The sequence below is a fragment of the Thalassospira sp. CA1 genome, assembly GCF_059052855.1.
Genome location: NZ_JBZCIA010000002.1, coordinates 139,684 through 151,479, shown reverse-complemented (window position 1 = coordinate 151,479; position 11,796 = coordinate 139,684). Strand labels below are relative to the sequence as shown.

Genomic DNA, 11,796 nt, shown 5'->3' with positions numbered 1-11,796 from the left:
TTTTTTTTGCCATATCAAGTGCAAATCCTTCATATCCTTTGTAAGATCGCTATTTATGAGAGACAGGCAAAGCTGCGGCTTAGAAAAACAAACAGGCGGCTTACGATGACGGGTCGAAAATGACAGACAGCACCGGCCACTCGGCGGAAACGAATGACCAAGACCTTCTGGCAGCCATGGCATTCTGCTGGGCTGACATGCTTCTTGAGGTCGATGAGAACGGCTATATTCTGTTTGTAGCAGGCGCGACCGAGAGTCTTCTGGGATGCACGCCTGACCGTCTGATCGGCGAAGCCTTCGAGAAAATTGTTGTTAAGTCCGAACGTCCTTTGCTGCGTGCCTATCTTCACGGCGGCACAGGGCTGAAACGCCTTGAAGAGCTTGATCTTGATTTCCAGCTTTGCGAGTCCGATGGCAAACCGGTTCAGGAAGCTGTGCCGCTGTCACTCAGCGGCTATATGATCGCCGACCCTTCAAGCCGCTATTACATCGCAGCCCGCCATCGCGCCATTCGTCCCCGCGCCAGATCGGGCATTGACCGCATCATTTTGCAGAATGCCGTCATTCGCCAGAACATGAACGCCGAAACCAGCCAAACCGGTTCGGTTGGTGATCTTTCAAGCATGAACTACCACAACGAAGCCTTGGTGGTGCTCGAAAACCTGGCGGCTTCGCGCTCCCAGGCGGAAACGGCCGCAACCAATGAATTGGCCCGTCTGATCGGAATTGGCGCCAAGCAGTTCAATGCGAGCGTGGCTAAGGATCAGGAACAGTCACGACGACCGCACAAAATTCACCCGGTTGACGAACCGATGATCGAACTCGAACGTCGTATCGTGGCCTATGCCAGTGCGCTGCGCGCCGACCTTGAGGAAATTGATAAAACCACCTCGGCCGAGAATATCAGCGGATTGATGTCGTTAACCAACACCTCGGGCGTTAACGGCAAAAATACCAAAAAGTCCAAAACAGAAGACCTGTTTGGCAATGACTATGAAAGTGCTCGGAACATTCATCATTTCGATACCGAGAATGCCGAAAGTGACCGGGACACCAACCTGACACGGGCAGTTGCCTATGCGCTCAACCGGATGCAGCGCAAGGCACAGAATGACGTCACCGCCGCCCGCCTTTCGGCAAGCCTGCCGCACCTGATCAACGAAACACTGAAGTCCGTGCGTGCCTTCCGCGAGATTGTGGAAAATGGATCATTTGCTGTTGCATTGCAGCCGATTGTCCATCTTGGCAATAGGGAAATGCATCATTTCGAAGCGTTGGCGCGCTTTAACATCGGCGACAGCACGTTGGCCGTCGACCAGATCATTCATTTCGCCGAAGGAACCGGTCTGATTACCGAATTTGATCTGGCAATGTGCAGCAAGGTTCTTGATCACCTGCGCGACAATCCTGACAGCATCCCCTATCCAGTTGCCGTCAATCTTTCCGGCCACTCGCTTGAACAGGCCGGTTTCATGCCAGCCCTGATCGAATTGCTTGGCGAATATGACATACCCTCGGAACAAGTCCTTTTCGAAGTGACCGAAACGTCGCGTATTCGTGGATTGACCGATGTGAATAACGGGTTGCAGATGCTGCGCGCCCGTGGTCATGCCATCTGTCTTGATGACTTTGGTGCCGGGGCAGCCAACTTCGAATATCTGAGTGCGCTTGATGTCGACATTATCAAGTTTGATGGCGGGGCGATGAGAACAGCGCTTGCCAATCCCAAAGGGCGCGCATTTCTTAAGGCAACCGCCCTGCTTTGTCGCGATCTTGGTATTCATACAATCGCCGAAATGATCCACGATCAGGCCAGTTACGAACTGGTGTGTGACCTGGGTATCGACTATGGTCAAGGCTATCATCTGGGGCCGCCAATCACGATCGGCAGCGAAGACGATTATCACAAGACCAATCTCGCCAGCGCAAATAGCAGTGCCGACACCGACGATCAGAACGCGTCGACCACAACAGGAGGACGCGCATGACTTCCCGTCATCCGGTGGATCCGCAAAACCAGAACACAAACTTTGCAGACGATCTGACAAACTACGACGCCGACGTGTTTACCCTTGACCCAAAAGTCATGGCCGAGGCCGAGGCCCCCGTCATTGTGATGGACGCAAAGGGTGTGCCGCTATTTGCCAACAAAAATGCTGTTGGTTTTGCCAATGGCATTCGTGACGGCCTGTTCCCAGAAATTTATCAACTGATCCGACGCGCCCTGACCACACCGGGCGGTGTGGTTGAACTGATGACCTTTGAAGTCCAGCGCGGCACGGCGACATTGGAGCTAACTGCCCTTCCGACCACAAAGAACGAGGTCATGATCCTGCCGCGTGATGTCAGCATGGACCGGAACTTGCGTGAAGCCCTGATCGACTCACGGCAGCGCTATCGCGATATTGTGGAAGTTTCCTCCGCCTTTGCCTGGGAAACGGATGAAACAGGCAAGTTTATCTTTGTCTCTCCGCGCGGGGCACTTGGATACCGTGCCGATGACATCGTTGGACGGTTCCCGGGGAAATTCCTGCTTGATACTGCCGATCAGGACAGCGAACACGTATTTCGCAGCCAGAAGGCCGTGCGCGATGTCCCGGTTTGGTTCCGCCGTTCGAACGGACGCGACGCGTGTCTTTCGGTTTCATCGACGCCCGTCTATTCGCGCGAAGGGGTCTGGATTGGCACACGTGGTCTTGCCCACGACATTACCGAACAACGCCGCCGCGAAAGCGAAGTCGCAACCGCCCGAAACCGTGACCGCCTGATGACCTATATCGTGCGCACCATGCGTGATGAAATTGATCCGCTTTTGGTCCTTAAGGGCGCGTCAGAGGCCAGCACGCGTGCATTGGCCTGTTCCCATTGCGTTATTTTCAAACGCAATGATGAAACCGGCGACCTTGAACTGGCGGCCGGCGATGCAGACAAGGCGGCCAACGAGATCGCCCACCAGGCGCTTCATCAGATGCAGAAAACGAATGAAACGTTTGATGCCCATGTCGGGAATTACCGGCTCATTGGTCTTAGCTGCCATTATCATCAGCGCAATAATGGCGCTGTGATCTTTATGTTTGATGCTGATCACCCGGAACCAACCGACGGCGAACGTGCCATCATGACCGAGGTTGCCGATCAGGTCGGTATCGCCATTGAACAGGCCATCCAGCATGAACGCATCCTGACGCTTTCGCGTACTGATGGCATGACCGGACTTCTGAACCGTCGCGCGTTCTTTGAGGAACTCAAACGTCGCCACAGTCGCCTGCGCCGTGAAAATGCGCCTGCGGCATTGATGTATGTCGATATGGACAACTTCAAACTGGTCAATGATATCCATGGCCATCAGGCTGGTGACGACGCCATTCTTACGCTAACGCAAGTGTTACTTGATAATGTGCGCCCATCTGATCTTGTAGCCCGCCTTGGTGGCGACGAATTTGTTCTGTGGTTGGAAGGTGCCGATATTCCTGCCGCGTCGGCACGCGCCAAGACCCTGATGAAGGAAAGTGCCGTTCTTGGAAAATATTCCGGGGATGCCGAACATCCGCTGGGCATTTCTGTGGGTATTGCGGTTCACGAACCTGATTCAAAAGAAACGCTTGAACAACTTGTGCAACGCGCAGATCAGACCATGTATCAGGTCAAGAAACTTGGCAAAGGCCGTTTTGGTATCGCTGCCGCGCCGGGCTCAAAAGACCCGGCAAAAATCGAAGTTTAGGAGGAATGCCCGATGAAGGGATTTTTGCAGCGGGTATTTACCAAGCGAAGCGAAACGCCGATCACCTATGACGAAGCCAAGGAAATGGCGGCAAGCCCGGATGCAGATGTTCGCGGCAAACTGGCACAACGCCATGATACCCGCCCTGAAATCCTGTATTTCCTTGCCACTGACCACGATTCTTCCGTTCGTCGTCACATTGCTGCCAACCAGGCAACGCCGGTTCAGGCCGATGTCCTTTTGACTGACGACAGCGATGACAGTGTCCGTGGCAGTCTGGCGGAAAAAATCGCGCATCTTTCTGCCGGTCTGACCGCCCACGAAACCGATAAACTGCGCCGCATGACCTACGAGGCGCTCGACAAGCTTGTGCGTGACCAAGCTGTTCACGTCCGCCAAGTGATCTCTGAAACCCTCAAAGATATTGCCGACGCCCCGCAGCCAATCATTCAGCAGCTTGCACGCGACGCCGAAAGTGTCGTTTCTGGCCCGGTCTTGCAATATTCGCCGGTTCTGACCGAGGAAGATCTGCTTGAAATCATTGAGGGCAGCTCTGGTCGTGGTGCGCTCAGCTTTGTGTCGCGTCGCAGAAACGTTGGTGAAAAGCTTGCCGATGCCATTGCCGCAAGCAGTGACAAGGATGCGATTTCCCATCTGCTTGGCAACAAGTCTGCACAGATCCGCGAAGAAACGCTTGATCAACTGATTGATCGCGCACCGGACTACCCGGAATGGCACGAGCCCCTTGTCAAACGTCCAACCCTGACACCGACTGCGGCTGGAAAACTGGCGCGCTTTGTCGCCGAAAACCTGATCAGTGTGCTGGAACGCCGCAAAGACCTGAAGAAGGACCAGCTTGATGCGGTCCGCGAGGTCGTTCAGCGCCGTATCGCATCTGGCGAATTCGAAAAGCGCGACGACGTTGCGACCGATGCGAAAAAGATCAAGGCTGACAAGGAAAAGGCCAAACCGTCGGACAAGGCAGAACCGAAGTCTGACAAAAAAGGCGTGGTCGCAGAAGACGGCGATGAAGAGGAAGGCGAACCTGCCTTTGAAAAGGCACTTGCCATGCATGCCAAGAAAAAGCTCACCGATCAGGAAGTGGCAAAGGCGCTGGCCGCAAACGATGTCAAATTCGCCCGCGCATCGCTGGCAGTTCTGGCCGGAATTTCGCCCGACGCCGTATCAAAGGTGCTTAACACCCATTCGGCAAAAGGCGTTGTATCCTTGGCATGGAAGGCTGGCCTTCCAGCCGATCTTGCTGTGAAAATTCAGGTCAAGCTTGGTCATGTTCCACCGAGCCAGACACTTAATCCCCGCAGCGGCAATCAATATCCGCTGAGCGAGGATGACATGAATTGGCAACTTGAATTCTTCACCGGCATGGCGACCAGCGGCGCACGCTAAGGTCCGCCGCTATTGGTCATTCCTGTCGGACCTATTTCAGGTTCGCCGGGCGTTCCATGCTGATATGGGCGATACCGTCTTCGTCATATTCATCACCGAATTGCACGAAGCCGAGGCTTTCGTAGAAACCTCGAAGATATAGCTGCCCGTTCAGGTAGATCGGTTTGCCTGCAAACTGCTTTTCACAAACCTCAATCGCACGGCGCATCACCTCGCGGCCAATGCCCTGCCCGCGCAAACGATCGCTGGCGACAACGCGACCAATTGCGGGACGGTCACCTTGTTCTGCATGGTCGGGATCAATGCCCGGTGCAACGATACGGGCCGCAGCCAGAACATCATCCCCCTCATAGGCAACAATATGCCTGCATCGTGGGTCAAGCCCGTCTATGTCGGGAAATATGCAGGTCTGCTCGATAATGAAAATCTGCTGGCGAAGCTTCAAAAGGCTGTGCACGTGGCGCGCGGACAGATCATCAAAATCACAATCCAGCCAAGTCAGATTAGGTGGGGTTGGCGACATTCAGAGAACTTTCATCGTGTGGGGCGCTTTAAAACCCGGTCTCAGGTACCGGATTTTTCAATGTGATAGATAAAAACATCTTCGTCCTGTTCAGACGATATCAGTCGATTACCCGTCATCTCGCAAAACGCTTTCATATCGGCGACAGAACCGGGATCGGTCGAAAGGACTTGCAGAATTCCGCCATCCTTGACGTCGCGCAGTGCTTTTTTTGCCTTTAGAACGGGCATCGGGCACATCAATCCGCGCGCGTCGAGAATTGCATCATGGGGACCACTTGAAGATGTCGACATAAGAAACCTTATAAAAAATACGAAACCGGTCCGATATAGCGGCAATTGGCGATTGTTGCATTTGCACAATATGTTAGACTGAACCACAACAATCAATCAAACGCTGTTAGCCCGCCCGCGATGCAAATCTATCTCCCGATTGCCGAGATATCGGTAAATATATTTCTGATCTTGGGACTGGGCGGCGGGGTCGGCTTCTTGTCGGGTCTTTTTGGCGTTGGCGGCGGCTTCCTGATTACGCCGCTTTTGATTTTCTATGGTATTCCCCCGGCCGTATCCGTGGCAACTGCCGCGAACCAGATCGTCGCATCTTCTGTATCGGGCGTGTTCGCCCATTGGAAGCGCGGCAATGTCGACCTTAAAATGGGTCTGGTTCTTCTGGCAGGCGGTATTGTCGGGTCGACCGTCGGTGTCTGGGTGTTTGCCTGGTTGCGGTCACTTGGTCAGATCGATCTTGTCATTTCGCTCTGTTACGTGATCTTCCTTGGTATCATCGGCGGCATGATGCTGTTTGAAGCCACGCGCGCCATCTTCCGTACACGGCGTCGCGGCGGCCAAATCCGCCGATCCAAGAAACATCAACACAGCTTTATCCATGGCCTGCCCTTGAAAATGCGGTTTTATCGCTCCGGGCTTTATATCAGCGCCCTGTTGCCGCTTGCCGTTGGCTTCTTTGTCGGCATGCTGACCGCATTGATGGGTGTTGGTGGCGGCTTTGTGATGGTGCCGGCCATGATCTATCTGTTGGGCATGCCGACCGGCGTTGTCATTGGCACATCGCTGTTTCAGATCATCTTTGTCACGGCCAACGTCACCTTCCTGCAATCGTTGCAAACCCAGACGGTTGATGTCGCCCTTGCCATCCTTTTGCTGATTGGCGGGGTTATCGGCGCACAGTTTGGTGCGCAGTTTGGCTCCCGCCTGAAGGCGGAACATCTTCGTGCCCTGCTTGGCCTTTTGGTTTTGTCGGTCTGCCTGAAGCTTCTGTTTGACCTGGTGATTACGCCAAGCGACCTTTATTCCGTAATGCCGGGGGATCTGTGATGACAGTACCCTCAGCCATTCGGGTCGCTTTTATGATTGCCTTGGCGCTGCCGCTTTTGACCGTTGGGGCTGGCCCCAAAAAGGCATCGGCTGATCCGCTGGTTGTCGATTTATCCAACCATCTAGTCGCCATCACCACCGGCTTTACCGGCACCAATGTTTTGTTGTTTGGCGCGGTCGAGGAAGAAGGTGACGTCGTCGTCACGGTACGCGGCCCGGATCAGGACATGGTGGTCCGAAAAAAAGAGCGTAAAGTCGGCATTTGGGTGAACAGCGAAAGCGCGCGCTATAAGAACGTGCCAGCCTATTATGCCAGCGCATCAAACCGCCCGATGGATATCATCGCATCCCCGGAAGTCTTGCTCGATTACCGCATTGGCCTTCAAAATCAGCGCTTTATAGGCGAAAGCAAGCTGAGCGATGATGATCAGAAAGTCTATCGCGAGGCGCTGGTGCGCAATATGCAAGGCGTTGGTCTGTTTGGGGAACGCCCGGCCAAAATCAGTTTTTTGTCCAATCAGCTGTTTCGAACTGATATCCATTTTCCGGCCAATACCCCGACGGGAACCTACACCATCAATGTGTATCTGATCCGGGACGGCCGTGTTGCCAGTGTCAAAACCACACCACTGGTTGTTTCAAAAACCGGCATCAGTGCCGAGGTTTATGAATTCGCCCATCGTTACTCGGCACTTTACGGCATTATTGCCGTGATCATTGCCGTGGTTGCCGGCTGGATTGCCAGTGTCGCATTCCGCAAACGCTAACAGCGTGCGGGCCTGCTCACCCTCAAAACGCGCATTCCGGGTCCTTGCGACTTCGCAGCCGCAGCATTACCTCAATCAATAATGCAACGCATAAATCTTTGTCGCTATTACCAAAAATCACTTGGAAACCGGCATTGAGTTGCGGCACAATTTGACTGTCCGCTCGTAACAACAGTCCCACATCTGTTCAGTGTCGCAGCGGTTGAGTGCAACTGTTCAGAGAACCCATATGCCTTCTTTTGATGCCGATCAGGAACTTCGTGCGACTTCGAACAGGACATTTCTTGTTGTCGTGGATGACAGCGATGAGATGACCAAGGCATTGCGTTATGCCTGCCGTCGCGCACAACATACCGGCGGTCGTGTCGCCCTTCTCAGCGTCATTGAACCGGCCGAGTTCCAGCACTGGATGGCGGTTGGCGATCTGATGAAGGAAGAAGCCCGTGACGAGGCTGAATCCCGTGTGAACGAACTTGCGGCCTATGTTCATGAACAGACCGGCAGCATGCCGCTTCTGTTCATCCGCGAAGGACGTCTCAAGGACGAGTTGCTGAACCTTCTTGACGAAGAAGAACAGATTTCCATTCTTGTCCTTGCCGCAGGCACGACAAGTGAAGGCCCCGGCCCACTGATTACGGCATTGACCAAAAGCGATACCGTCGGTCAATTGCGCCTGCCGCTGACCATTGTGCCAGCGGCCCTTTCCGAAGCCGACATTGACGCGTTGAGCTAACCTCAACCCGTCGTCGGCGTCCTAGCTTTTGACAGGACCACGTCCGAAAATCCGGCGCAACAACGCGCTCCAAAGCGCAAAACTGCCTGCTGGTTTTGATGCGTTGTCGATCCCGGTTGTGTAAAGCACACGGATCAACGCATCGCGAACTTCGCCGGCGGGCTCCGGCGTGAAGTCGAGTGTCAGGACAAGCTGTTTCTGATCATTTACAAAGACACGCGCCAATTTGGCGTCCAACGGTGGCAGTTCTTCGGCATCGAGCTTGATCAATGCTCCCTTCTGGAACCTGTCACGATCAATGCCCGTTGCAGGACACATCGCGCGTGCGCCGCCCAACGACATGTCGGTGATCGTCATATCAAGCGGGTCATCGTTACTGTTTGCCGCAATCTTTGCCCGCAAGCTGGTGGGGAACCGTTCCTGTTGGCGCTGGACCGGGCTTTCAAAACAAATCAGTATTGCCACAAGCAATGTCAACGAATTGATCGCAGCCCATAATCCCCCAACAAGCAGAAAATCGGCGTTATCAATGATCCGGATGTCAGTGTTGATGTTGTAAAAGAACCCGCCAATCGTCAAAACGAACAGCACGCCCAGAATGATTGCCTCGGCCCTGGAGTTCCCCACCCCGGACTGGGATCCCTTGGGCGTCACCTTGAACGGACGCCCGAACGGCCGGATCAAAGATGACACAACAATTGGAAACAGCCTGAGGGATACCAGGACCGCAGGCCCTTCATTGACAATGGGATAGGCTTGTCTGCCATTGTGCCACATCGCCGTTGCCCAGCCGCCGATCAAAACCGGCAATTGCCAATAAAAAATTTCCCAACTTCGCGCATTTTCAAGCGGTTGCAGGCCAAACCAGAAATAAAAGATCGGGATCATGATCACCAGCAAGCGCGCCGGGATATGAAACACCCAATAGATCGGAAACAGCAAAATCCGCTGCCAAAGCGAAAGCCCCGGCCCCAGCGGCCCCGCCTTTAAAAACAATGTCTGGATACCGCCCTGACACCAGCGTTCGCGCTGTGTATGGAATGCAAGAAGGCTCTCGGCCGCAAGACCGATCGATAGTTTTTCATTGAGGTAACGGGTGCGATAGCCTTCGCGCAGCATCTCAAGCGAGGTCAGAATATCTTCGGTGATGGATGCGGTCGGCACACCACCGATGGCATCCAGTGCCTTGCGCCGCATGACCATGCAAGATCCGCAGCAAAACATTGAATCCCATGCATCAACGGACGGCGCAATGTGATCAAAGAACAGCCTTTGTTCATCCGGCCACCGATCGGCAATCCAAAGATTGCGCTGCATCGGGTCCTTGTTGAAGAAGTGCTGTGGCGTCTGGACGATACCAATTGTCGGGTCTTCGAAAAATCCAACCACGCGTTTCAGGAAGTGGCGATAGGCCACGAAATCTGCATCGAAAATACAAACCAGGTCACCACTGGAATGTGCCAGCCCATTGTTTACATTACCGGCCTTGGCATGGGTCCCGTCCTTGCGCGTAAGGTACTTGGCCCCCTTTTCCTTACAGAAATCACGCAACCAATCCCGCTTGCCATCATCTAGCACCCAGACAGTCTTGTTCGGGTAATCAATCGCCAAGGCACCGACAATGCTGCGTTCAAGCACATCAAGCGGTTCGTTGTAACTTGGAATGAAGACATCGACGCTTGGCCAGCTTTCGACCGGCCGGGCGGACAGTCTGGCATAGGCCTGATCGGCTTCAGCACTGCGATCTACGATTTTGCAGTGAATAAGTGACTGACGCAGCATGTCACACAGAAACACGATTTCGATCGCAAACAGGAAGACAATCCACCAGCCCTGAAATGTGGTGAGGTCGGCTGGCAAAACTGTTTCGGTGATCCGCCACGGCAAATACCGTGCAATCAGGGCGATCAGGAAAAACACAACCAGCCAACGTGCCCATAACCGGTCACGGCGCAGAAACGGTGACGCCAGCATCATGACACCGACAACAAGTGCCAGCGGTGCGAATTGCGCCATCGCGTTCATTATGACGGATCGCTCTCGCCAAACCAGCTATGAAGTCGGCTTGGAATGCTGACCTCGGCGCGACGACCGACATTACAGAAGGTCTCGGGGCGATCTTCAAAGCCGGAATCGGGAATATTGACGACCAGAAGGACTTCATCCTTCTTAAGCAACGGCGGCAAGGCTGCATATTCAAGTTCCGGCGATACCGCACGGGTGCCGATCACGCCGCTGATGATCCCTTCAAACGTTTCGGGTGATCCTTGCAGGCGAACCGAAACAACCGCCCCGATTTCCATCCGATCAGACAGGCTTTCATCCACCGGCACCTCGATACGAATGTCCGAACAATCCAGAATTTTTGCCAAGTCATTGTTTTTGGTGACCGTCGCAAGTTCTGTTGCCATGCGCCGCCATATCAACCCGTCAATCGGGCTGCGCACCAGCATGGATTCGCGACGCCCCGCACGCGCGCTTTCATCACGCAACTGCTTTTCAAGTGATGCCATGCGCCCGTTGGTTTCGGTCAGTTGCACATTCAGATCAGCAATCGCAAGAACGACTTCGTCAAGACGCTGCTGGGAATATGGCACATCATTTTGCCCGTCCCCGACAAAGACACCTTTTTCAAGCGCCCCGGATTCCTTGCGGTAACGTTCTTCATCGGCGCGTGCACGCTCGACCTCTTGCTGCGCCTGTTCAAGCAGGCTTTCGGCCTCTTCCACGCGCGCCTTGGCAACATGGCCATCCGCCAACAGGGTTTTCTGCCGTGCAAGGCTCAGATCACGTTCCTTGACGACCGACATCCAGCCTTTCTGGCGGGCCGCTGCCTCAAGCATTTTGTAATGCAGGCTTTCCATTGAGCCGGTCACCATTTCACGGACGCGCTCGCCCAGTTCGCGGCGCAGGCCATTCAGGGTCGACAGCTTTTCAACCAACGCCGTTTTTCGCGACCGCAGCAGTTGATATTCACCATCAAGCTGGGCTAGCAGTGCCTGGGGTTCTGTGTCATCGGTTATTCTTGTCACAATCGACCCGGCCGAAACGGGCTCTCCGACATCGGGGATTGCGCGAACAAGCTGACCACTGATCGGGGCCTGAATGGTCACCAATTTGGCATTCACAACGCCGTTCGGGCGAATATCAGAAACGGTAAGTGGTGCGAGTTGCCAGATCGCAATAACGACAATAGCCAAGGCGACAGTCAGACGGACGATCTGCCCCTTGGAAAAACGCAAGGCCATAAAACTACCTCAACCGGGTCTGGCATCACTGCCATATACAAACATCACCTTAGAATTTGT

Annotated in this window: 10 protein-coding genes; 6 read left to right on the top strand and 4 right to left on the bottom strand. The window is 54.1% G+C overall.

From position 1 onward, the window contains the following. Window positions 1-119: 119 nt before the first annotated feature. The 3 genes from AC5Q5A_RS04775 to AC5Q5A_RS04765 are packed head-to-tail and all read left to right on the top strand — an operon-like array spanning window position 120 to window position 5,128. Window positions 120-1,988, top strand: coding sequence for an EAL domain-containing protein (locus AC5Q5A_RS04775; RefSeq protein ID WP_493894519.1), 1,869 nt, complete (start codon window positions 120-122; stop codon window positions 1,986-1,988). Next, a complete protein-coding gene (locus AC5Q5A_RS04770; RefSeq protein ID WP_493894518.1) occupies window positions 1,985-3,721 on the top strand; it encodes a sensor domain-containing diguanylate cyclase in 1,737 nt (578 codons plus the stop codon). Before AC5Q5A_RS04775 ends, AC5Q5A_RS04770 begins: the two co-directional genes overlap by 4 nt. Window positions 3,722-3,733: 12 nt before the next feature. Next, on the top strand, window positions 3,734-5,128 hold the full coding sequence (locus tag AC5Q5A_RS04765) for a DUF2336 domain-containing protein (RefSeq protein WP_063089931.1): 1,395 nt from the start codon (window positions 3,734-3,736) through the stop codon (window positions 5,126-5,128). A gap of 31 nt (window positions 5,129-5,159) precedes the next feature. Here AC5Q5A_RS04765 and AC5Q5A_RS04760 read toward each other — a convergent pair whose 3' ends face one another. Both AC5Q5A_RS04760 and AC5Q5A_RS04755 read right to left on the bottom strand, forming a co-directional pair. After that, window positions 5,160-5,651, bottom strand: a complete 492-nt coding sequence (locus AC5Q5A_RS04760) for a GNAT family N-acetyltransferase (protein ID WP_493894517.1) — start codon at window positions 5,649-5,651, stop codon at window positions 5,160-5,162. A gap of 41 nt (window positions 5,652-5,692) precedes the next feature. Continuing rightward, window positions 5,693-5,944, bottom strand: a complete 252-nt coding sequence (locus AC5Q5A_RS04755) for a sulfurtransferase TusA family protein (RefSeq protein ID WP_493894516.1) — start codon at window positions 5,942-5,944, stop codon at window positions 5,693-5,695. A 120-nt stretch (window positions 5,945-6,064) separates the two neighbouring features. Here AC5Q5A_RS04755 and AC5Q5A_RS04750 point away from each other — a divergent pair, with 120 nt between their 5' ends. The 3 genes from AC5Q5A_RS04750 to AC5Q5A_RS04740 all read left to right on the top strand — a co-directional run bounded on the left by AC5Q5A_RS04750 (window position 6,065) and on the right by AC5Q5A_RS04740 (window position 8,488). After that, window positions 6,065-6,988, top strand: a complete 924-nt coding sequence (locus tag AC5Q5A_RS04750) for a sulfite exporter TauE/SafE family protein (protein ID WP_493894515.1) — start codon at window positions 6,065-6,067, stop codon at window positions 6,986-6,988. After that, window positions 6,988-7,755 carry a TIGR02186 family protein gene (locus tag AC5Q5A_RS04745; protein WP_493894514.1) on the top strand — a complete coding sequence of 256 codons (768 nt, stop codon included), beginning with the start codon at window positions 6,988-6,990 and terminating at the stop codon, window positions 7,753-7,755. The genes AC5Q5A_RS04750 and AC5Q5A_RS04745 overlap by 1 nt, the downstream gene beginning before the upstream one ends. Before the next feature lie 229 nt (window positions 7,756-7,984). Next, a complete protein-coding gene (locus tag AC5Q5A_RS04740; RefSeq protein ID WP_008890850.1) occupies window positions 7,985-8,488 on the top strand; it encodes a universal stress protein in 504 nt (167 codons plus the stop codon). Between the two features lie 21 nt (window positions 8,489-8,509). Here AC5Q5A_RS04740 and AC5Q5A_RS04735 read toward each other — a convergent pair whose 3' ends face one another. After that, on the bottom strand, window positions 8,510-10,504 hold the full coding sequence (locus tag AC5Q5A_RS04735) for a glycosyltransferase (protein ID WP_493894513.1): 1,995 nt from the start codon (window positions 10,502-10,504) through the stop codon (window positions 8,510-8,512). A gap of 8 nt (window positions 10,505-10,512) precedes the next feature. Further along, window positions 10,513-11,736 (bottom strand): HlyD family secretion protein, encoded by a 1,224-nt coding sequence (locus AC5Q5A_RS04730; protein WP_063089940.1) that lies wholly within the window; start codon window positions 11,734-11,736, stop codon window positions 10,513-10,515. Between the last annotated feature and the right edge of the window lie 60 nt (window positions 11,737-11,796).